Annotated in this window: 22 protein-coding genes; 12 read left to right on the top strand and 10 right to left on the bottom strand. The window is 43.6% G+C overall.

Annotated elements, in window-relative coordinates; genetic code table 11:
- Positions 1–1,128 (top strand): alkyl hydroperoxide reductase subunit F (gene ahpF, locus AC13CK_RS04580; RefSeq protein ID WP_482830985.1); only part of this gene is annotated, 1,128 nt, incomplete at its 5' end.
- A 250-nt stretch (positions 1,129–1,378) separates the two neighbouring features.
- On the opposite strand, the gene AC13CK_RS04575 is transcribed toward ahpF, so the two are convergent.
- The 3 genes from AC13CK_RS04575 to AC13CK_RS04565 form a co-directional block, all read right to left on the bottom strand.
- Positions 1,379–1,633: a YfhL family 4Fe-4S dicluster ferredoxin gene (locus tag AC13CK_RS04575; protein WP_425879869.1), complete on the bottom strand. Its 255-nt coding sequence runs from the start codon at positions 1,631–1,633 to the stop codon at positions 1,379–1,381.
- Positions 1,634–1,635: 2 nt separating this feature from the next.
- Entirely contained in the window at positions 1,636–3,045 is a 1,410-nt protein-coding gene (gene trhP / locus AC13CK_RS04570) for a prephenate-dependent tRNA uridine(34) hydroxylase TrhP (RefSeq protein WP_425879870.1), read from the bottom strand.
- A gap of 133 nt (positions 3,046–3,178) precedes the next feature.
- On the bottom strand, positions 3,179–3,589 hold the full coding sequence (locus AC13CK_RS04565; protein ID WP_253111915.1) for a Cd(II)/Pb(II)-responsive transcriptional regulator: 411 nt from the start codon (positions 3,587–3,589) through the stop codon (positions 3,179–3,181).
- Positions 3,590–3,675: 86 nt separating this feature from the next.
- Here AC13CK_RS04565 and AC13CK_RS04560 point away from each other — a divergent pair, with 86 nt between their 5' ends.
- From AC13CK_RS04560 to AC13CK_RS04550, 3 genes are all read left to right on the top strand, one after another.
- Complete coding sequence (locus AC13CK_RS04560; RefSeq protein WP_005106481.1) at positions 3,676–4,299, top strand: cation efflux transmembrane domain-containing protein; 624 nt, start codon at positions 3,676–3,678, stop codon at positions 4,297–4,299.
- A 171-nt stretch (positions 4,300–4,470) separates the two neighbouring features.
- Positions 4,471–4,722: a hypothetical protein gene (locus AC13CK_RS04555; RefSeq protein ID WP_071851683.1), complete on the top strand. Its 252-nt coding sequence runs from the start codon at positions 4,471–4,473 to the stop codon at positions 4,720–4,722.
- An 18-nt stretch (positions 4,723–4,740) separates the two neighbouring features.
- Positions 4,741–4,923 (top strand): YgdI/YgdR family lipoprotein, encoded by a 183-nt coding sequence (locus AC13CK_RS04550; RefSeq protein ID WP_005247454.1) that lies wholly within the window; start codon positions 4,741–4,743, stop codon positions 4,921–4,923.
- A gap of 64 nt (positions 4,924–4,987) precedes the next feature.
- On the opposite strand, the gene AC13CK_RS04545 is transcribed toward AC13CK_RS04550, so the two are convergent.
- On the bottom strand, positions 4,988–5,767 hold the full coding sequence (locus tag AC13CK_RS04545) for a ferredoxin--NADP reductase (protein WP_004279005.1): 780 nt from the start codon (positions 5,765–5,767) through the stop codon (positions 4,988–4,990).
- 105 nt (positions 5,768–5,872) lie between these two features.
- Between AC13CK_RS04545 and tsaA the strand changes: the two genes are divergently transcribed.
- On the top strand, positions 5,873–6,577 hold the full coding sequence (tsaA, locus tag AC13CK_RS04540) for a tRNA (N6-threonylcarbamoyladenosine(37)-N6)-methyltransferase TrmO (protein ID WP_425879923.1): 705 nt from the start codon (positions 5,873–5,875) through the stop codon (positions 6,575–6,577).
- Between the two features lie 52 nt (positions 6,578–6,629).
- Here tsaA and AC13CK_RS04535 read toward each other — a convergent pair whose 3' ends face one another.
- Positions 6,630–7,646: a hypothetical protein gene (locus tag AC13CK_RS04535; protein WP_482830984.1), complete on the bottom strand. Its 1,017-nt coding sequence runs from the start codon at positions 7,644–7,646 to the stop codon at positions 6,630–6,632.
- A gap of 128 nt (positions 7,647–7,774) precedes the next feature.
- The gene (locus AC13CK_RS04530; protein ID WP_425879872.1) at positions 7,775–9,028 is read right to left on the bottom strand and encodes an MgtC/SapB family protein; all 1,254 of its coding nucleotides are present in this window, start codon (positions 9,026–9,028) and stop codon (positions 7,775–7,777) included.
- 209 nt (positions 9,029–9,237) lie between these two features.
- Between AC13CK_RS04530 and tfpB the strand changes: the two genes are divergently transcribed.
- The 4 genes from tfpB (at position 9,238) to AC13CK_RS04510 (ending at position 13,582) form a co-directional block, all read left to right on the top strand.
- Positions 9,238–10,995, top strand: a complete 1,758-nt coding sequence (gene tfpB, locus AC13CK_RS04525) for a type IV pilus assembly ATPase TfpB (RefSeq protein WP_425879873.1) — start codon at positions 9,238–9,240, stop codon at positions 10,993–10,995.
- Between the two features lie 93 nt (positions 10,996–11,088).
- A complete protein-coding gene (locus tag AC13CK_RS04520; protein ID WP_004645581.1) occupies positions 11,089–11,454 on the top strand; it encodes a NirD/YgiW/YdeI family stress tolerance protein in 366 nt (121 codons plus the stop codon).
- 135 nt (positions 11,455–11,589) lie between these two features.
- Positions 11,590–12,255: a response regulator transcription factor gene (locus AC13CK_RS04515; RefSeq protein ID WP_004645580.1), complete on the top strand. Its 666-nt coding sequence runs from the start codon at positions 11,590–11,592 to the stop codon at positions 12,253–12,255.
- Positions 12,256–12,259: 4 nt separating this feature from the next.
- Positions 12,260–13,582 carry an ATP-binding protein gene (locus AC13CK_RS04510; RefSeq protein ID WP_425879874.1) on the top strand — a complete coding sequence of 441 codons (1,323 nt, stop codon included), beginning with the start codon at positions 12,260–12,262 and terminating at the stop codon, positions 13,580–13,582.
- A gap of 87 nt (positions 13,583–13,669) precedes the next feature.
- Here AC13CK_RS04510 and hemP read toward each other — a convergent pair whose 3' ends face one another.
- On the bottom strand, positions 13,670–13,840 hold the full coding sequence (gene hemP / locus AC13CK_RS04505) for a hemin uptake protein HemP (RefSeq protein ID WP_004645578.1): 171 nt from the start codon (positions 13,838–13,840) through the stop codon (positions 13,670–13,672).
- Positions 13,841–13,978: 138 nt separating this feature from the next.
- Between hemP and AC13CK_RS04500 the strand changes: the two genes are divergently transcribed.
- The gene (locus AC13CK_RS04500; RefSeq protein WP_425879875.1) at positions 13,979–14,878 is read left to right on the top strand and encodes an NUDIX domain-containing protein; all 900 of its coding nucleotides are present in this window, start codon (positions 13,979–13,981) and stop codon (positions 14,876–14,878) included.
- 58 nt (positions 14,879–14,936) lie between these two features.
- Here AC13CK_RS04500 and AC13CK_RS04495 read toward each other — a convergent pair whose 3' ends face one another.
- Together AC13CK_RS04495 and mrcB are read right to left on the bottom strand one after the other, a co-directional pair.
- Positions 14,937–15,482 carry a tetratricopeptide repeat protein gene (locus AC13CK_RS04495; RefSeq protein WP_312584334.1) on the bottom strand — a complete coding sequence of 182 codons (546 nt, stop codon included), beginning with the start codon at positions 15,480–15,482 and terminating at the stop codon, positions 14,937–14,939.
- A 14-nt stretch (positions 15,483–15,496) separates the two neighbouring features.
- On the bottom strand, positions 15,497–17,887 hold the full coding sequence (gene mrcB / locus AC13CK_RS04490; RefSeq protein WP_482830983.1) for a penicillin-binding protein 1B: 2,391 nt from the start codon (positions 17,885–17,887) through the stop codon (positions 15,497–15,499).
- Positions 17,888–18,078: 191 nt separating this feature from the next.
- Between mrcB and AC13CK_RS04485 the strand changes: the two genes are divergently transcribed.
- On the top strand, positions 18,079–19,017 hold the full coding sequence (locus AC13CK_RS04485; RefSeq protein ID WP_004645573.1) for an NAD(+) kinase: 939 nt from the start codon (positions 18,079–18,081) through the stop codon (positions 19,015–19,017).
- 3 nt (positions 19,018–19,020) lie between these two features.
- Complete coding sequence (locus AC13CK_RS04480) at positions 19,021–19,293, top strand: YeaC family protein (protein WP_004278992.1); 273 nt, start codon at positions 19,021–19,023, stop codon at positions 19,291–19,293.
- Between the two features lie 82 nt (positions 19,294–19,375).
- Here AC13CK_RS04480 and AC13CK_RS04475 read toward each other — a convergent pair whose 3' ends face one another.
- A complete protein-coding gene (locus tag AC13CK_RS04475) occupies positions 19,376–20,377 on the bottom strand; it encodes a glycosyl transferase family protein (protein WP_425879877.1) in 1,002 nt (333 codons plus the stop codon).
- Between the last annotated feature and the right edge of the window lie 251 nt (positions 20,378–20,628).

The raw sequence follows: 20,628 nt of genomic DNA, 5'->3' as shown, positions 1-20,628 counted from the left end.
GGCACTACTGCCACTATGATTGATGGGGCTTTCTTCCAGGACGAAGTCGAAGAGCGCAAGATCATGGCGGTGCCGATGGTATTCCAGGACAACCAGCATATCGGTCAGGGTCGTATGACGCTGGAAGAAATCATTGCCAAGTTGGACAGCAATGCCGCTACCAAAGATGCGGAAAAGCTGAATGCCAAAGATGCCTTTGATGTCCTGGTGATCGGTGGTGGTCCTGCAGGGAATACTTCTGCGATCTATGCAGCACGTAAAGGCATTAAAACCGGGATCGTGGCTGAACGCATGGGCGGTCAGGTCATGGATACCATGGACATTGAAAACTTTACGTCTGTACAGAAGACCCAAGGCCCTAAATTTGCTGCCGAGATGGAAGCCCACGTGCGTGAATATGGTGTCGACATCATGAACCTGCAACGTGTCTCTAATATCAAAGGTGCGGATGCAACGGCCAATGGTCTGGTGGAAGTGACTTTAGAGAATGGTGCCAGACTGGAGTCGAAAACCGTGATTCTTTCGACTGGTGCACGCTGGAGAGAGATGAACGTTCCGGGTGAGCAGGAATATAAAACTCGTGGTGTAGCCTACTGCCCGCACTGTGATGGTCCTTTGTTCAAGGGTAAACGTGTTGCGGTCATCGGTGGCGGTAACTCGGGGGTGGAAGCTGCGATCGACCTGGCAGGGATTGTAGAGCATGTAACTTTGGTGGAATTTGATACCAAATTGCGTGCGGATCAGGTGCTGCAAGACAAACTGAACAGCTTGCCGAACACCACCGTGATCAAGAATGCCTTGTCGACTGAAGTACTGGGTGACGGTGCACAAGTGACTGCACTGAAATACAAAGACCGTGCGACTGATGAAGAGCATACAGTTGAACTTGCAGGGATCTTCGTGCAGATCGGTTTGTTGCCAAATACGGACTTCCTGAAAGAAACCCCAGTTGAGCTGACCAACCGTGGCGAGATTGTGATTAACGACCGCAACGAAACCAATGTGAAAGGTGTGTTTGCGGCAGGTGACTGTACCACAGTGCCTTACAAGCAGATCATCATTGCGACCGGTGAAGGTGCCAAGGCATCACTGTCTGCTTTTGATTACATCATCCGTTCTGGGCAGTAAAAAAAATAGCACCTCGGTTCCCCAAAACCGAGGTGCTATTCTTATAAATACATTATTGTCGCTTTATAGGAACTCAGGACGCTAACACCCGAGTTCCTTTTTTTATATTTATTATTGGATCAGCCAAAAGTGTCCCCACGCACTTTCAGCTGTTCCTTTCCTCTGCACAGTTTTTGTTTTCAACCCTTATTTTTATACTTTCCCCAAGGTTGTCTTTACATAAAGCAATGTTTATTCCATCGCTTCATTTTTAAGATTTAAATAAGTTCAAACCCTTAAATTTTTCCAGTAATTGTTCTTGTGTTTCCCGATACTCCGGATGTGGAGTAATGCATTCAATCGGACAGACATCCACACAGGTCTGATGCTCATAAAAACCGACGCATTCCGTACAACGGTTCACATCAATTTCATAAACTTTCGCACCCTCATAAATCGCGTCATTCGGGCATTCCGGTAAACACATATCGCAATTGATGCATTTGTCGGTAATCAACAGTGCCATACTTAACTCGCCTGATAAGCCAGTGAAGATGCCGAAATATCCGCAGTCGAGCTTGGCAGATTACGAATCAGCAGGGCATATTGCATATCAACATCTGCCGGAACCGGAATCTCGACGATGTGACCTGAACCTTTGGCATCTTCGATCAGATTACCTTTTTTGTCTTTCATTTCGGTTAAAGTGAAAGTGATATTGCCTTTAGTCGTCATCAGTTCGAGTGAGTCACCGACGATAAAACGGTTTTTCACATCGATCTTGATGTAATCTCCATTACGCTCCAGCACTTCGCCACAGAAAATTTGATGATCAAAACTGGAAGAACCATGTTCATAATTCTGATATTCACTATGCACATGGCGGCGTAGGAAACCTTCGGTATAACCACGATTCGCTAAGCCTTCCAATTGTGTCATCAGTGATGGATCAAAAGGTTTACCCGCCAACGCATCATCAATCGCTTTACGGTAAATTTGAGCAGTACGGGCGCAATAGAAATAAGACTTGGTCCGGCCTTCAATTTTCAGTGAATGTACACCTACTTTGGTTAGGCGTTCTACATGCTGGACTGCACGCAGATCTTTAGAATTCATGAAATAAGTGCCATGTTCATCTTCTTCAGCAGCAAACATATCTTCATCATTCCGCTGCAATAGCACAGGCTCATCAAACTGATGTTGTTCTTGCATGTGCTGTTCATCAGCATCTTTAGAGCAGCAGCCTGAATCCAGATTTTTTACTGGAATGACATCACCGGTTTCATCTTCCTTGGCATCCAGAACTTTATATTCCCAGCGGCAGGCATTGGTGCAGGCACCCTGATTGGCATCACGTTTATTCATATAACCGGACAGCATGCAACGGCCAGAGTAGGCCATACACAATGCGCCATGTACGAATACTTCAATCTCCATATCAGGCACTTGCTGTTTGATTTCTGCAATTTCTTCAATGGATAGTTCACGTGACAGAATGACACGGGTCAGCCCCATGTTTTTCCAGAATTTCACGGTTGCCCAGTTCACGGCGTTGGCCTGAACCGACAGGTGAATATCTATCTCTGGAAAATGTTCACGCACCAGCATGATCAGACCTGGATCGGACATGATCAGGGCATCTGGCTGCATCGCGACCACAGGTTCCAAGTCACGAATAAAATTTTTCAGCTTGGAGTTATGTGGCTGGATATTGACCACCATATAGAATTTTTTGCCTAGTTCGTGCGCTTCTTTGATGCCAATCGCTAAATTGTCATGGTCAAATTCATTATTACGAACCCGCAGGCTATAGCGCGGCTGGCCGGCATAGACTGCATCTGCACCATAAGCAAAAGCGTAGCGCATATTTTTGAGTGAGCCAGCTGGTGAGAGAAGTTCAGTAACGGTGGTAATGCTCATGATCAAATCGAAAGACATATAAAAAGTACGGCTTTATTCTAATCATCTGGAATTTGGATTCAACCTAGTAAATCACTCGGAAATACGCGATTTGGAGGTAAAACAAAGTTCTTTTTTAAGTAAAGAATTCTCCATAAAATATCTTCAATATTCAGTCATTTTCAGGGTTTTCAAGCGTTTTTAAAATCTGGCAATGATCAATAGTGGTTGGGGTGTTGCAACTTTCTCTCAGTGTGATCAGTTGCCGTTCAAATATTTGTAATTCTTTAATTTTATTTGAAATATCTAAAAGATGCTGATCAATCAATTGGTTTACGGCACAGCATTCCTGATCCGGATTTTGTTCAAGTTGAATCAGGGTTTCAATCTCTTTTAATGACATGTCTAAGGCACGGCAACGCTTGATAAAAAGCAGTCTTTTTAATGCGTCTTCACCATAATAACGATACTGATTACTTGCTCGAAAATTCGGCTGAATAAAGCCTTTTTTCTCATAAAAACGTAGGGTATCAGTGCTTAGACCAGTCTTTTTGGCCATTTCTGAAATCAAATAAACTGACATATCGCCCTCATGCTTGACCTTGGAGTTAGTCCATAGTTTCTAATCAATTTATCGTATTTTATATAAAAAATCATTGGGGGAATGATATGGCTTGTAGTTGTAGTCCTGAACCGGCACCCATCAAGCCCAACAGCAAATTTAGAACAGCGCTATGGATTGCCTTGCTGGTGAACTTGACTTTATTTGTAGTAGAGCTGATCGGTGGTGCATATGCACATTCATCGGCCTTGTGGGCAGACGCGCTAGATTTCTTTGGTGATGCCGTCAATTACGGGATTTCTTTGGCTGTACTTGGTGCGAGTCTGTATTGGCGGGCAACAGTCGCTTTGGTAAAGGGGATGACCATGGCATTGTTTGGTCTGGTAGTGATTGGCAAAGTGATTTACGCCTATCTGCAAGGTATTCCACCTGAAGCACTGACAATGGGCCTGATTGGTGTGCTGGCCTTAGTAGCGAATGTATTTACAGCAGCAATTCTTTATGCTTTTCGTGAAGGTGATTCCAATATGCGGTCGGTCTGGCTCTGTAGTCGCAATGATGCAATTGGCAACTTTGCGGTCATTTTGGCAGCCGTAGGCGTATTTGGTACAGGCAGTCTTTGGCCGGATATTATTGTGGCTGTAATTATCGCTACACTCGGCATCACATCAGGTTATCAAGTGATTAAGCAGTCTCTGGAAGAAAGATCACTTAAACATAAATCCAGCTAATTTTTATATTTAAAGCTGTCCTGCAGGGCAGCTTTTTATTTATTTCCATTTTTATAATATTTGAAAAATAAAGCTTTACAAATTAATAAATTAAATTAGAATCTCTGGCGAAATTCAGAAAATATACATAAATTTTAATAATTTAGTTTTTTGCATCGTGCGAGGGTTAATGTGAATTTAATTAAAATTTTTTCAATATTGGCAATATCGGGGCTAGCCGCTTGTAGTTCCAAAGTCGTGACTTATGATGCAACAGGAAAAATCATCGGTTCATGTATGGCGACGCGTGGCCTACTTTCGACCGCAAGTGCACATTGTAGTGGTTCAGGCGATGCCTTGGGTGTGAATTATAATACGCCAAATGCTGCTACGGGCCTATTACCAACGCCACCAAGCCAAAATCAGATTAATTTAAAACCGTAAATAATAAAGGGGAATATCATGAAATTATCGGCACTTATTGCACTCGTAGTGACTGTTATATTGACGGGCTGTGCATCGTCAGTGACTACATTTGACTCTCATGGCCGTATGATTGGTTCATGTAAAGCGCAAACGGGTTTCATCATTGCAGGTGGCGCAGGCTGTTCAGGTTCTGCAAACCAGGAAGGTCGCGATCGTTAATTATTTAGTGATGGTTCCAATAAAAAACCGGACTTAAAAGTCCGGTTTTTTAGTTTAGCAAATCTTATTTTTCTACAAATGCACGTTCAATCACGTAGTCACCTAGAACGCCCATTTTTGGAGATTCTTTCAGACCGTGTTGGTCAAGAAGCGCAGCAACGTCATCTAGGAATGCCGGGCTACCACATAACATGGCACGGTCAGTTTCCGGGTTGAAACGTGGCAGACCGATTTTTTCAAACAGTTCGCCGGTTTCAATCGCAGTCGTAACACGACCTTGGTTTGGATATTCTTCACGGGTTACGGTTGGGTAATATACCAATTTTTCTTTCGCGCCGAGTTCAGAGAAGAATTCATGATTTGGCACTTCATTCAGGATCAAATCTTGATAAGCCAGTTCTGAAATGAAACGGGTACCGTGAACTACGATAATCTTTTCAAAACGCTCGTAAGTTTCAGGATCGCGAATAGTCGACAGGAACGGTGCAAGACCAGTACCAGAAGAAAGCAGGTAAAGATTTTTACCTGGGTTCAAGTCATCAAGTACCAATGTACCTGTTGGCTTTTTAGAAACCAAAATGTCATCGCCGACTTTTACTTTCTGTAAAATCGAAGTCAGTGGACCATCAGGCACTTTAATTGAGAAAAATTCTAACTCTTCTTCGTAGTTTGCGCTTGCAATTGAATATGCGCGCATTAACGGCTTGCCATTGACTTCAAGGCCGATCATTACAAACTGACCGTTTTTAAAACGCAAAGCAGTGTCACGAGTCGTTTTAAAAGAGAATAAAGTATCATTCCAGTGGTGGACGTGAGTAATCTTTTCGACGTTAAAAGCAGCCATTAAAGGTCTCAATAAATTATCAAATTAGAACAGCTTGCTATTCTAATCTAAATTCATTCTCGATAAACTGAATATATTTAATTGAGCTTATCAAAAAAAGTGATGATGACTGAACTGAAGCTGCCGATAATTGGTTATATTCGCTCTCCCTATAAAGAAAAATTTGGTATTCCTCGTCAGCCGAATCTGGTTCAGGTCGAAAGCTATATCGAAATGGTCGGGCCTTATAATGACCTGCTCGCCTTTGAGGGAATTGAAGAATTTAGTCATCTTTGGCTGATCTGGCAATTTCATGACAATAAAAACCAGGACAATAGCCAGTTTCGTCCACAAGTGCGTCCGCCACGTTTGGGCGGTAACAAGAAAATAGGCGTGTTTGCTACACGCAGCATGTATCGTCCATCACCGATTGGTTTATCTGTGGTCAAACTCAAAGAAGTGAGAAAGGTTGGCAAGCATGTTCAGGTGTATGTCACGGGGAGTGATTTGCTGGATGGCACGCCAATTATGGATATCAAACCTTATATTCAATATTCGGATGCTATCATCGAAGCACAAAGTGGTTATGCACAGGATGAACCATCACGTAAAACCGTCATCTGGTGTGATGAAGCGGAGCAGCAAAAGCAACAATTACTAGGAAATGGAAAAATTTCTGTGCAGACGATTCAGGAACTAGAAGCTGTCTTATCTTTAGATCCAAGACCAGCGTATCAGGAAGATGAAGAACGGGTATATGGGATGAAGTTTGCTGATTTAGATGTGAAGTTTAAAATAGGTGATAACAAGGTGAAAATACAGGAACTTTAAGTTCCTGTATTTCTTAAATGATTTAGCTACCAACCAAGACAAATGATAAAAATTACTTACTGGTCACATTATTCATCTGTTTTTTAATCTCATTTGATGCGACATCGTTAAATGCATTGCATGCATTTTGAGTTAAGTTATAAAGTTCTTGGCGAAATTTTTTCTCATTATTATCTTTTGCCGAAGTTATCAAACTTTGAAGTTCTGATAGCAAGTTTTTGAAATCATATTCTTTTCCTGCTGGATGATAATCCACTTCATAATATTTACTTTTATATTCTGCGAGACCCCATTGCTGATCTTCTCGGAGATCTAAATAAGCAATTGCGTCTTTAAAGGTTTTTTTAGAATAGTTTTTACTATCGGTGGATACATTCGCCCATTCTGTTTTTAAGTAATCTTGTATATCTTCTTCAAGTGAATATTTATAGAGCTCAATATATTCTTTTGAATTTGAAATATCTTGAAATTGAATGCATTTTGAGTTTTCTGGGAATTTTGCATCACTTGTTAAGGTATAAAATTTTTCACCTAATTCCCCCATTGTATAGGTATCAAGTAAATTATATTTAAGTGTTAAATAATTAATAGGACTAAGTAGTGGAGCAATATTTTTACCACTAATATCAATTTCTTTAAATTTAATGGTCGTTTGAAGATCTTTTGAGTTAATAGAGGAGTATGGTGCTAGTTGCCATGTAGTAGCATTTGTTCTTATTACTCCATTTAACTGTCCATATTTAGTATGGATATTGCCTGTATCATATAATCCATTCTCGGTTAAAGAGAATGTATCGCTTTCATCCCAACCTGTGGTTTCTTCAACTTTAAAGTATAAATTTCCTTGATCAAAAGTACTTTGCTCAATTTCATAATCTAAAGTTGAATCAGAATATTCATCAATGAAAAATGTAGTCCATTGTTGAAATGAGGGTGTGCTAAGTTCAAGACTGCCTGTGCCTGTGCCTGTGCCTGTGCCTTCATTTGATGATTCAGAAGATGAGCCTCCGCCACATGCACTTAACATGAATGCACTAAAAATTGCGAATGATAAAGTCTTAAATTTCATAAATACCCTATAAAAATTATATTAATTCAATTGTTTTTTAAAAGTTAAGCCATCCGATTATAACTATAAAATATTGAAATAAAACCTAGTAAAAATATAAAAATTAATTAGTTAGAAATATTTAATAATTAAAAGACCATCCACCACAAAACCCCAATCAACACTGCCATATGCAAAATCTGCACAGGCGCAAAATAAAGGACAAACTTCCAGCCACCGGTCAAAGCTGCATTGGCTGACTTGGCCAGGGCATGAGCACCCAGACCTAAAAGCAGGGCATAAATCAGACGCATATTTGAAGGATCGCCTTGAACGACGACACTGGCCATCGCGGCATGAATCTCGAATAAAGAGGCGAGCAAGGTCCCGGCCAGTAAGCCGGCATCCCCGAGCCAGACCTCCAGTCCGTAAACTCCAGCCTGAATCAATGTTAATGTGACTGCAATAATCACGGCTTCTTTTAAGCTGAACATTTGGCTGTCTGATGATTCCATGCTCGGAGCCGGTTTCGCCTTGCGCAGTAATAAAAATGCACAGGCTGCCAGAAGGATTACGGCAACTAAAGACGGTAAGAGCAGGATTTTCAACCAGCTCCATGATACGCCTCCAACCACAATCAATAGCAGCACGATAGTCGAGATACAGGACATCAGCGCGGCGCCGGCATTCGATCGTGCATCCATTTCACCTTTACGGACCTGTAAGCCCAACTGTGCGATGGTGGCTGTACTGGAAACAAAACCGGAAGCGATGGAGGACAGCATCAGGGCATTTTTAGTCGAGAAAAAGCGTTTCGCAATATGCGCCAAAGCTTGTACCACTAAAATTAAGGTCAGTAATTTTAAAATAAGATAAGGGTTAAGCACTTCGCCCCAAAAAGGCCGGTCAGGGGTCAGCGGCAGACCAATCAAAATTAAGGCCAGTAATAATAGTCCATCCCTAAATTCGGCTTCTTTAATCCATTTTCCGGCAATATTGTGCATGGTATGTTTGGCCATCAAAATACCGGTTAAGAGCACAGAAAGACCGGCTGCCAGAGGAATATTCCACAAACACATGGCGCCAATAAAATAGGTCATCACAAATGCAAGCTCTGTGGTAATGCCCGGGTCATCTGGCTGATTTTTGATGGATAAAATGACCATACCACCCACGATCAAAGCACCTATTACAGCAATCACGATTCCAAAAAGGAAACACAGTGCGCCCAATAAAGCACAGATCGCAAAGGAACGTAAGCCGGCAAAACTCGGCTGCTGCTCACGTTGCTTATGCCGTTCCCGCTCCAGACCAATTAGCAGGCCGCAGCCCAATGCCGAGGTGAGTATCGTGAGCAGTTCATGAAAAGAATGCGCATGCAGGGGAACCGCAGTCAGATCCATCTGTGACCTCAGCAAGCTAAGAGTTGATTATTTAAAAATATATGTGATGAGATCAGGTTTGCATAGATTAAAAATGTTGCGGTAACGATCAAATCCATTCTTTACTTTCTTTTTGAGATTGAAATAGAAACGTACATTCGATAGGTCGAGAGCATGCGAAAAACTGCAAAAACTTGTTATAGTGGAGGCAAGTTTGGGGACTGATAATAATGAAATTTGACTTTGAAATGGATACGGCATGGTGTCTAGACCAACTCTTTAAAGACGGTAAGATCAGTGAACGCGACCGGATGCTGGTACAAACCACTCATCGGCAACGTGAACAATTAAAATGGCACCCTTTACAGTGGATTGCCAATTTTAATCTGGTCGATCAGTCCCATCCTCAAACGACGTTGACCCTGAACCGTTTATGTCAGTGGCTGGCAGAAAAAACCGGATTGATGTTCTATATCATTGATCCGCTCAAAGCTGATGTACAGGCATTGACCCATGTCATGTCGCAGGAATATTCACTGCGCAACCGTATTCTGGCGGTAGAAATTCAGGCAGACAAAGTTCTGATTGCTACAGATCAGCCTTATAAAACTGAATGGATGTCGAATCTCGAGCAGAATATTGCACCAAAAAAAATACAACGGGTATTACTGAATCCAGAACAATTACAACGTTATATTACTGAATACTATCAAGTCAGTCGTGCAGTTAGTGGTTCACAAAAATCGTCTGCCTATGACCGGGAAAATAAGGGCGTCGAAGCCTTGCTGCAACTGGGCGATTCCCAGAATCCGGATGCCAATGACCAGCATATTGTCAAACTGGTGGACTGGGTGCTGCAATTTGCTTTTGAACAAGGTGCCAGTGATATTCATATGGAACCACGTAAAGACACCGGCAAGATCCGTTTCCGGATTGATGGGGTGCTGCATACGATTTACAACATGCCGGCCAATACATTGACCGCCGTCATTTCCCGAATCAAGATTCTGGGCCGGATGAATGTGGCGGAAAAACGTAAGCCACAGGATGGCCGCCTGAAAACCCGGACACCTAAAGGACAGGAAACTGAACTGCGTCTGTCGACCTTGCCGACCGCCTTTGGTGAAAAACTGGTGATGCGTATTTTCGATCCGGAAGTGCTGGTGAGAAGCTTCCAGCAACTCGGTTTTGAAGGCCATTTGCTCAATGACTGGAATAATCTCACCAGTCACAGTCATGGTATTATTCTGGTGACCGGCCCAACCGGTTCCGGTAAAACTACTACGCTTTATTCAACCTTGAAGCAGCTGGCGACTGAACAGGTCAACGTCTGTACCATTGAAGACCCGATCGAGATGCTGGAACCCAGCTTTAACCAAATGCAGGTCAATAATGGTATCGATCTTGGCTTCGCTGACGGCGTGCGCGCACTGATGCGTCAAGATCCGGACATTATCATGGTCGGGGAGATCCGTGATCAGGACACTGCCAATATGGCGATTCAGGCCGCATTGACCGGTCACCTGGTTCTCTCAACTTTACATACCAACGATGCGCCGTCGAGTCTGACCCGTCTGCATGATCTGGGCGTACAGCCATTTTTGACAGCAGCAACCATCTTGGGTGTTCTGGCTCAACGTCTGGTACGTAAGCTGTGTCCGCACTGCAAACAGGAAAGCTTCCTGAATGAACAGGAATGGCAGCATCTAGCTACGGATTATCCTTTGCCGCGACCGGAATTTGTCTTTAAGGCGGTGGGCTGCGAAGAATGCCGGCATACCGGCTATAAAGGCCGTATCGGGATTTATGAGATTATGCCATTGAGTCTGACCACCAAACAGCTGATTGGTGCCGATGCCAACCTGAACCAGCTGCGTCAGCAGGTTAAAAAAGAAGGGGTAGAGCCGCTCAGAATTGCCGGGGCACGCAAGATTCTGGAAGGTGTGACCACGCTTGAAGAAGTCCTGAGAGTTGTGCCCTTAAATTAATTTTGAAAATGAAGCAATCTTAAGATTCAATTCATCTTCGGCTGTTTTAATAGCATCATCGAAACAAGGCAAGACTTTAAAGAGGTAATTGCGATGAAAATGATGATAAATACGGTTTTGGCAGCTGCATTGATGGGTTCTATCGCGACGGCTACGATAGCAAGTAGCGACACTGCTGTGAATCAGGCTGCTTTTGCTAAATCGACCACAGTCAAACAGGCACTGGCCATGAAAGATGACAGTAAGGTTCAGCTTAAAGGTTATGTCGTGAAAGCGGTCGGTGATGAAAAATACCAGTTCCGAGACAGCACAGGAACTATTACTGTTGAGATTGATGATGAACTTTGGCAAGGCAAACCGATTTCAGCCAAAACACCGGTAATCATCACAGGTGAAATCGACATTGATTATAAACCGGCAAAACGTGTTGAAATTGAGGTTGATCAGGTTCGTTTCTAATATCGCCTGATTTGCTGAAATCAATTTGAACACAGCGACAAGAAACCACATGCAAGTTACCAAAAAGCATGTGGTTTTTTTGAGTCTGGAACTTTTTCAAGGCAAGATAGAACAAGGAAGCAAACGGAGCAGAATATGCGTATTCTTTTGGCGGAAGATGATCAGTCTCAGGCAGACAGTATCCAGACTTGGCTGGAAATGGACGGTTATGTGATTGATCGGGTAGAGCGTGGTGATCATGCGATCCTAGCGATTGAGCAGCATAAATATGACTGTATTCTGCTGGATCGTGGCCTGCCGAATGCCACTGGAGATGACATTCTGAAAATTTTGCGCAGCCAACATCAAGATACGCCGGTGATTTTTATTACGGCCAAAGACAGTATTGATGACCGGGTTGAAGGTCTGGATTTAGGCGCGAATGATTATCTGGTCAAACCTTTTAGTCTGGAAGAACTTTCGGCCCGAGTTCGTGCCCAACTCAGACAGAAACAGCAAACACCGAATCATATCCTGCAATGGCAGGATCTCAGTCTGGACACTCAAGCCAAGACCCTAACTAAAGAAGGTCAAGCTGTGAATCTGACTGCGAAGGAATTTCAAATTCTATACAAGCTGATGCAGCAGCCTGAACATATTGTCACCCGTGAACAGCTGGAAGAATCGCTGTACGCTTGGGGTGATGAAATTGAAAGTAATGCCATTGAAGTATTTATCTATCAGTTACGTAAAAAAATTGGCAGCCAGATGATCAAGACCATTCGCGGTCTGGGCTATCGCATGCATAAGGCTGAGGCTTAACCCCATGTCGGCTGCTATTTCCCTGCAAACCCGGCTAATTAAACATGCGCTGTTCAGTTCCATCTTGGCCGGAATATTGGCCTGGCTGCTGTTATTGGGAATTTCCAGTTATCAGGCCAGTCAGCTGCATGATGAATTAATGGAGCAGATTTCTGAGTTGCTGCTTGGCGATGTCACCCAGGCCAAAGGCACCCAGGTGGATGAGCTCAGTGAACAGTTTGATATCCAGTATGCCTTGTTGCTGGATCAGCAGGTACTGACAACTTCGATTGATGATGAATTAATTAATCCCATTCCAAAAGCACAGAACAACGGCTTCCAGTTTGCTTATGAGAATGGTCGTTTTATCCGCATCCTGACTGCGGAAGATGACGACCTTCAGGTCAAAATCATACAACCGCTTTCAGTACGTTTCGATGAGCTCTGGCAAACCACATTGGGCTTTGCCGGGATCTTATTCATTTTATGGCTAGTGCAATGGCTGATTTTGCGTGTTGCGATCAGACGCCAGTTACGGCCATTAAACAAGATTTCCCGCGCAATCGGTTCCAAGACTGCTCAGGATCTGAGTCCTATCAAAACGCCTGATCCTGAAATCACTGAACTGCAACCGATTATTCGCCAGCTGAATGCCATGCTCGGCCGGCTAGAAAAGTCACTGGCTGCCGAACAGCGTTTTACTGCAGATGCTTCGCATGAGCTGCGTTCGCCACTGTCTGCGATTCAAATGCGGCTACAGGTTTTAAAACGCAAATATCAAGATGATCCACAACTACCTCAGGCATTGCAGTTGATCCAGAATGATGTCAACCGCGGTACGCAGGTACTGGAAAATTTACTTTTACTGGCGCGACTTGATCCGGAGCGCACAGAGCAATTACCAACGCAAACGATTAATCTTAAAAATCTGGTTCAGGAGGCTTTGCAGGCATTGCAGCCTTTTGCAGAAGAAAAAGACATTCATTGGAATCTAAACCTTGAAGATGCTGTGATTGAAGCGAATCAGGAGCTGATCTTTAGCTGTATCCGCAATCTGGTCGACAATGCCATTCGTTATACGTCGCCGCAGGGACAGGTCGAGATCAGGACAGTCATTCAGCAGCATCAGATACAGTTGCTGATTGAAAATTCAGGAGAGGGGATTGCTGATGATGTGCTGGAACGACTAGGTGAACGTTTCTATCGAGCCTTAGGGACTCGCACTCAGGGTTCAGGTCTAGGTCTGTCCATTTGCCAGAAAATTATGGCACTGCATGCAGCTAAAATTGACTATGCGCCGTCGGATCTGGGCGGACTTAAAGTGTTATTGAGTTTTAAGCTTGAATAGCAAATCTCATGATCAGAAGATTAAAAAGCAGTATGCGCTGATTCATACTGCTGCTTCCCACGTTTGTTATTATTAGAACTGATTTAATTATTTGGTCAGAATAAGACGGTTATTGCGGGTCAGACGCAAGCGGTATTCTTCGCCGGCATGCATGATCCGGATTTCACGACCCAGTGCAAAAAGATTGTTGGAGTGCAGCATTGGCAAAGCATGGTGAGTATCATTGTTACGGGTAAATAAGCTAAATGGGGCGTTCATTCCGTCGACTCCGTGGTGTGTTTTGGATTGATTTAAATGATAATCATTATCGAATAGGTCTGTCAACGAAATATTGAGCAATTTATAAAAAACTCTAATTTGCTTACAATCTGTAAAACTTCAACGGTTCTGTACATCATGACTAAAGCTACGATTCATGTCGCAATTGCGCTTTTATTTCATCAAAATCAGGTTCTAGTCGGCTGGCGTGAAGCCAAGCAGCATCAGGGTAATAAATATGAATTTCCAGGCGGAAAAGTTGAACAGGGTGAATTACCAGTCGAAGCTTGCCGCCGCGAAGTGATTGAAGAGGTCGGTGTTGATATTGAACGCTGGCATGCCTCTGATTTTATTTCTCATGAATATGAAGATCTCATCGTCAATTTGCATATTTTCCATGCTTTAGTACAGCCTGCTCAACTGGCTGAAATCAAACAGCCTTGGCGCTGGTACAGCCGGGAAGAACTTGGTCAGCTGAATTTTCCGAAAGCCAATCAGTCCATAATTCAAAAGCTGCAATGGCCGCAGCGCATCAAGATTGCTGAAGATCTGGATATCTTATCAAGTCTGGATACAGATCAAATGTTGTATTGGCGCGTGGAAGCAACGCCTGAACGGATCATGCAAGTACAGCAATATCCGGTAGATCAACTCTCCAAGTTAATCATTAATCAGCAGCTTTGGTCACAACTGAATGAATTGCAGCAGCAGACGATTCGCACGATTCATCTAAAACAGACTCAATTGATGGACTTGAAACAAGGCGAACTTAAATCTGGCTATCGTTATCTGGCAGCTTGTCATGACCTGACCGCTTTAATGCATGCAGAACAGATCGGCTGTGAAGCGGCTTTACTCAGTCCGGTACTGGCGACAGCGACTCATCCAGAAACACCTGCGCTAGGCTGGGAACAATTCAAGCAAATGGCAGAGCAGGTACAGATTCCGGTTTTTGCTTTAGGCGGAATGAAGACTGATGAGCTCGATTATGCAAAAAGCCAGCATGCTTATGGCATTGCCGGCATTCGCTATATTTAGACGCTATATCTAGAAAATACGCTTTCTATTAGTAAGTCAGTTTCTATAGAAAATTATCTTAAAGCTTTTTCAGTGCCTGTTGAGCTTGCTGAATCGCTTTGGCATTTTTCCGCAACTGAGCAGATTTAAGGCGCACTTGCCAAAGCTGCTTTTTCATGACACTAGATTGTGCATAACTCAGGCCACGTAAGGCAAAAGCATCGGCGCTTGCTGGCTGATTTTTACGGTTGGCGATCATGCCCAAGTATAAATAGGTTTCTGGTGCCTGAGGGGCCAGTCGCTGTGCCTGAGTTGCAGCAGCTTCAGCTTGAGCAAATTGCTGCTTGGTATAGGCCTGCTGGGTTTGCTGCATCAGACTCTTGAAGGCCGGCAAATTACGGCCATCATCAAACTTTTGGCTTTTCGGCTTCTGTTCAGGAATGACAATTTTCTGACGTTTGATGTCAGGACGGTCATAAGGCGTAATCACGACGCCGTCTGGTGTTTTTGCCTTAGGTTTTTCCGTCGCAGGCTTGGCGGGGCTAACTGGCTTTTTTGGCTCGGAGATACTTTGGCAGCCCACCAGACTGAGGATGAGCAAACCAGGGAGGATTTTTCTTAACATAAACATAGACTCAATTAATGGCTATAACTTCCACTGGCGATAATACGGGTTTCGCTCTCAAGATCGCGTTCTATTTCTGTTTCACTTTCTTGTATATAGCGACTCATATCATCCTGTTCAGTATCAGATGGCGCAGGTTCTGAATCAATATCATAAGGTTCCGTCGCATAATGCGAGATGCCGCAGGCAGTTGCCTGATTTGGCAGGGCATGACGCGAAATCGGGATATACATGGCGCCTTCACAGCCTTGTGCCGATAAATGACCGGTATAACGATCCAGCCAATGCCATTCGATTTCATTCGGCTGTGGCAAATTCACCGGTTTCTGGCGCAACTGTTTCATGACATTGGTCCACACGGGCAGGGCACCTGAAGAACCGGTCAAGCCAGTGACTTTGTTGTCATCCAGACCGAGCCAAACCACGGTCATATAATTACCTGAGTATCCGGCAAACCATGAGTCACGGCTGTCATTCGTGGTACCGGATTTGCCGGCAAGATTCAGACTACGTGGTAAGCTGTTATAGGCTGCACGACCTGTACCATTCGACATGACCTGTTGTAAGCCATAATTCAGAGCATAAGCAGAAGCCGGATCAATGGTCGGTTGCACACTCAGGCTATAACGATCCAGAGAGCGGCCGTTGGCATCCACCACAGAGCGAATCGCTTTGGTTGGGTATTTAAAGCCGCCTGTAGCAAAGTTGCCGTAAATATTCATCACTTCCATCGGGGACATATCTACCGCACCTAAGTAAATCGACGGATAAGATGGAATATCTGAAGTTACACCAAATTTTTTCAGATGATTAATAAAGGTAGACAGGCCAAATTCTTGTGCTAAACGCACAGTGGACAGGTTATAAGATTGCGATAAGGCTTGTGACATTGGAATGACACCATGTCCACGACCACTATAGTTTTTCGGTGTCCAGGTTTTGCCGTCACTCTTAATGCTGATTTCACTGTCTTCAATCGGGCTCGCCCAATGATAACGGTTCGATTCCAGTGCACTCAGGTAGATCACAGGCTTTAACAGGGAACCAACCTGACGCTTGGCATCGACTGCACGGTTAAAGCCGGTAAAATCTTGAGTAGAACCTACTGCGGCTACCAGCTCACCATTTTCCGGATGCGATACCAATACCGCACCTTGTAAATCTTTCAGGCGACCCGGATTGGATTTACTTAAACGCGCCACCGTCTCTTTAAAGCTGTCCTGAATTCTGGTTTGGGCTAAAGGATCTAAAGTGGTGAAAATTCGCAGACCCTGATTGGTCAGATCGGTTTCCTGATAATCTGTGCGTAATTGACGACGTACAATATCCAGAAAATCCGGGAAGCGGGCAGGGCCTAAAGTCGGTTTTGAAATGACATTTAACGGACGTGCGGTTTCTTTTTCATATTGTTCCTGAGTCAGATAGCCCATCACCAGCATATTATTCAGGACGATATCACGGCGTTTTTTTGCACTTTCAGGATTGCGCCATGGGTTATATAGACTCGGACCTTGAACCAGACCAACCAGAAATGCTTGCTGGGAAATATTCAGTTCACGCAGTGGCAGGCCAAAATAAAACTGCGATGCCAGACCATAACCATTAATAGAATAGTTACCATTCTGGCCCAGATTCACCTCATTTAAATAAGCTTCCAGAATTTCATTCTTGTCATAATGCAATTCAATCAGCATCGCCATAAAGGCTTCATTTACTTTACGTTTTAAGGTGCGCTCCGGGGTCAAATAGAAATTTTTAACCAATTGCTGGGTCAAGGTTGAGCCACCCTGACGTTTACCACCGGTAATATTGCTGACTACGGCACGTGCAATACCACGCGGTGAAACCCCATGATGCTCATAGAACTTACGGTCTTCGGTCGCGATCAGCGCTTCGATCAAGGGCTTAGGCACTTTATTTAGCTTGATCAGCACACGGTCTTCGTTATGCTGCGGATAAATCCCACCAATTAATAAAGGTTCTAAACGCGCAATCCCGCTTGAAGACGGTTTGGTTGCGCTGACTTCTGCAATCTGTTCACCGCTGAAACTGACTTTCAATATTTGTTCCGGTTCAACCCGGTCACCAAAATCAAAGCCGCGTGTATGCACATACAGGGTATTACCCGTGGTGACAAAGTTGCCTGATTTAGTATAACTATCCGAATTTTTATAACCGAGTAATTTTAATTCTTGTTGGAAATCCTGCAGGCTGACTGGGGCATTCACGTACACTTCCATCGGACGTGCGAAGACCTTGGCCGGAATATCCCAGCGCTGACCTTCAAACTTGTCGCGTACAATATTGTCTAATCTAATCAAATAGATACTAAATGCTACAAAGATAGAAATGACAATAATAGAAAAAATTAAGGCAAGAAACCCCATGCCACGTTCAGATTTCATAAATACTTATAAGATCCTGTGAAATTGTGCTAATCATGCGAAGCTTTTCATTATTTTGCAATATTTAATCAAGAAATGCGCTTAAAATTAAAATGAAACCCCACAATTTCTCCTTAATTCGAATATATTTCAAATAATTTCCTACCTATGAAGCACTGTTATAAATTGTCATCCAGGTATAGCTTAATGTTATGATAAGCAGGATTCGTAGCGGAGCGACGACACTGGTGCAAATTTCCCATAAGACCTTTCGAAATATCGGGTTAATAGGACGTCCTGATAAATCGTCGGTGGTTGAAACCTTATGCCTTATTCACGATCATCTTCTCAATCTAGGCCTACATCCAGTTTTTGATGCAGCGACAGCTGAACTTGTTCCCTATCAAAATACCCAAACCGTCAGTCGTGCCTTATTGGGTGAGGTGGTGGATCTGGTGATTGTCGTGGGCGGTGACGGTTCGCTGTTACATGCAGCACGCGCCTTGGTCAAGTACAATACCCCGGTAATCGGGGTTAACCGTGGTCGTCTGGGGTTTTTAACGGATATCAAGCCGACCGAAGTGATCTTCAAGCTGGATCAGGTATTAAAAGGTGACTTTCAGACTGAGCGACGTTTTTTACTCGAAGTTGAAATTCGCTCCAAAGGTGAAGTGATTTACGATGCCATTGCCCTAAATGATGTGGTGCTACATTCAGGGAAATCGGTGCATATGATCGATTTTGAGCTGAATATTGATGGGCAATATGTCTATCGTCAGCACAGTGATGGCCTGATTGTCTCTACGCCGACTGGTTCTACAGCTTATGCGCTTTCTGGTGGTGGCCCGATCGTACATCCAAGTATGGATGCGATTGCCTTGGTACCGATGCATCCGCATACCTTGTCTTCACGCCCGATTGTGGTCGGTGGACATAGTGAAATTAAATTATTGATTCGTGAAAATCGCGTACTGCCGATGGTTAGTGCGGATGGACAACACAGTGTGTCTTTGAATGTGGGTGATAGCGTCCATATTCGCAAGCATCCCTTTAAACTGAATCTTCTGCATCCACCGGGTTATGACTTTTATAATGCCTGTCGAACCAAACTGGGGTGGAATCAGGACTTTGATTATTTTAAGCAGGATTAAATCATGAATATTGAACAAATGCTTGCCGTACTCAATCCTGAGATTGTTGAACGCCTAAGAACAGCAGTCGAAATTGGAAAGTGGCCAAACGGTGTAGCCTTGACACCAGAACAACGTCAGACCTGTATGCAGGCAGTGTATGCCTGGGAAATGAAAAACCTGCCTGAAAATGAGCGCAGCGGTTATATCGATCGCGGTACTAAAGAAGAGGGTGAAGAGTGTGATGATGATCATCACAAGAATGAACCTGAATTCAAGCCGATTCGTTTTGTTTAAGGCTTAATTCCCAGCCAATAGCAATACAATTAAAAAAAGCATTGTTCATTCACTGAACAATGCTTTTTTCTTTTGTACAAGATTAAACCGTGTGACGATTCGCCCATAAGGTTTTGGCTTTTTGCATCGCAGCTTCAAAGCTGCCACACACGCCCATGGTATATAGCGCAATGCCCATGGTTTCTATCACTGCAATCTCGCCATACTCATGGCTTTGCTGACCATTCCAGACAGCCTTGAATAGCGCTAGATCCAGTTTTTCTTCAATAGGACTGCGGTTATCAGTGAGCTTTGGCAATTCATGCTCATAGAGCAGGCCATCTTTAATGCCACAGATGAGCGTTTTGGCATCCGGATTACGCTCGAATTCGCCCCCTTCACCTTTAATCACGGCACTATTTTTATAGCCCAAGCGGAAAGCTGCTTGCTGATGCGAACCACGATATGCTGGATGGAAAATGGCTTGCAGGGTCGCTTTGGCATTAAAGGGATTGATCAGACGCGCCAGGGTATGAATTGGGGAGCGTAAGCCCATGACATTACGCAGCGCAATCAAGTCTGCAAGAATCGGAGAAATTACTTCTAACGGTATGTAAGCAAAATGCTGTTGTAGAAGTTGCTGTTCAACCTCGGCATCATTTTGACAGATTGGATAGCCTAAGTAAGTCAGCACCTGTTCGGTGTAAACGCGGTTCATGGTATGGCCCGAGGCACCATGCATCACAATATTATAACCATGCTTGGCCAGTGTCAGGGCTGCCAGAATAAACCATGGATAATGCTTGCGCTTGCCCGCATATGAAGACCAGTCCAGATCGACATCCAGTTTTTTGAAACTCAGCTGGTCACGTGTCGCCTGTACAAAACCGGCCAACTCATCTACAGATTCTTCCTTGACCCGCAATAACATCAAGAATGCACCTAACTGCACATCCAGCACTTCATTTTTCAAAATCATACTGAAGGCTTGATAGGCTTCATCATAGCAGAGAGAGCGGGCGCCATTTTTCCCTTTACCCACAATGCGTACATATTGGGCAAAGGGATGTTCGAAATCTTTATAAATATTTCTTTTGGTATTCATAACTTTTTACAGCTTGCAGAAAATATTAATGTCAAGGGAGAGGGTGAAAATCCATAAACATTTCAGTATACGTAAAACAATCAGTTAAATCTGATTATCGACTAATGTCTAATCTATTCTGGTTAAAACATAAACAAGCGCATAATAAGTTATGCACATTTAGTATGAATATTCGGTAAAATTTAGGCAATTTTTAGAGTCTGTTTAATTTTTCTTAATCTCTTTCTCCCATTTAATACTTTGGTCTGATG

Source organism: Acinetobacter sp. L-24 (assembly GCF_056857555.1).
The sequence above is the reverse complement of the archived record's forward strand: the minus strand, read 5'-3'. Positions and strand labels throughout refer to the sequence as shown.

What these genes read in the sequence shown, in the direction of transcription:
- AC13CK_RS04575 (WP_425879869.1), bottom strand. Translation starts at nt 1,633, where the DNA reads ATGGCACTGTTGATTACCGACAAATGCATCAATTGCGATATGTGTTTA.
- trhP (WP_425879870.1), bottom strand. Translation starts at nt 3,045, where the DNA reads ATGTCTTTCGATTTGATCATGAGCATTACCACCGTTACTGAACTTCTC.
- AC13CK_RS04565 (WP_253111915.1), bottom strand. Translation starts at nt 3,589, where the DNA reads ATGTCAGTTTATTTGATTTCAGAAATGGCCAAAAAGACTGGTCTAAGC.
- AC13CK_RS04560 (WP_005106481.1), top strand. Translation starts at nt 3,676, where the DNA reads ATGGCTTGTAGTTGTAGTCCTGAACCGGCACCCATCAAGCCCAACAGC.
- AC13CK_RS04550 (WP_005247454.1), top strand. Translation starts at nt 4,741, where the DNA reads ATGAAATTATCGGCACTTATTGCACTCGTAGTGACTGTTATATTGACG.
- AC13CK_RS04545 (WP_004279005.1), bottom strand. Translation starts at nt 5,767, where the DNA reads ATGGCTGCTTTTAACGTCGAAAAGATTACTCACGTCCACCACTGGAAT.
- tsaA (WP_425879923.1), top strand. Translation starts at nt 5,873, where the DNA reads ATGACTGAACTGAAGCTGCCGATAATTGGTTATATTCGCTCTCCCTAT.
- AC13CK_RS04535 (WP_482830984.1), bottom strand. Translation starts at nt 7,646, where the DNA reads ATGAAATTTAAGACTTTATCATTCGCAATTTTTAGTGCATTCATGTTA.
- AC13CK_RS04530 (WP_425879872.1), bottom strand. Translation starts at nt 9,028, where the DNA reads ATGGATCTGACTGCGGTTCCCCTGCATGCGCATTCTTTTCATGAACTG.
- tfpB (WP_425879873.1), top strand. Translation starts at nt 9,238, where the DNA reads ATGAAATTTGACTTTGAAATGGATACGGCATGGTGTCTAGACCAACTC.
- AC13CK_RS04520 (WP_004645581.1), top strand. Translation starts at nt 11,089, where the DNA reads ATGAAAATGATGATAAATACGGTTTTGGCAGCTGCATTGATGGGTTCT.
- AC13CK_RS04515 (WP_004645580.1), top strand. Translation starts at nt 11,590, where the DNA reads ATGCGTATTCTTTTGGCGGAAGATGATCAGTCTCAGGCAGACAGTATC.
- AC13CK_RS04510 (WP_425879874.1), top strand. Translation starts at nt 12,260, where the DNA reads ATGTCGGCTGCTATTTCCCTGCAAACCCGGCTAATTAAACATGCGCTG.
- hemP (WP_004645578.1), bottom strand. Translation starts at nt 13,840, where the DNA reads ATGAACGCCCCATTTAGCTTATTTACCCGTAACAATGATACTCACCAT.
- AC13CK_RS04500 (WP_425879875.1), top strand. Translation starts at nt 13,979, where the DNA reads ATGACTAAAGCTACGATTCATGTCGCAATTGCGCTTTTATTTCATCAA.
- AC13CK_RS04495 (WP_312584334.1), bottom strand. Translation starts at nt 15,482, where the DNA reads ATGTTAAGAAAAATCCTCCCTGGTTTGCTCATCCTCAGTCTGGTGGGC.
- mrcB (WP_482830983.1), bottom strand. Translation starts at nt 17,887, where the DNA reads ATGAAATCTGAACGTGGCATGGGGTTTCTTGCCTTAATTTTTTCTATT.
- AC13CK_RS04485 (WP_004645573.1), top strand. Translation starts at nt 18,079, where the DNA reads ATGATAAGCAGGATTCGTAGCGGAGCGACGACACTGGTGCAAATTTCC.
- AC13CK_RS04480 (WP_004278992.1), top strand. Translation starts at nt 19,021, where the DNA reads ATGAATATTGAACAAATGCTTGCCGTACTCAATCCTGAGATTGTTGAA.
- AC13CK_RS04475 (WP_425879877.1), bottom strand. Translation starts at nt 20,377, where the DNA reads ATGAATACCAAAAGAAATATTTATAAAGATTTCGAACATCCCTTTGCC.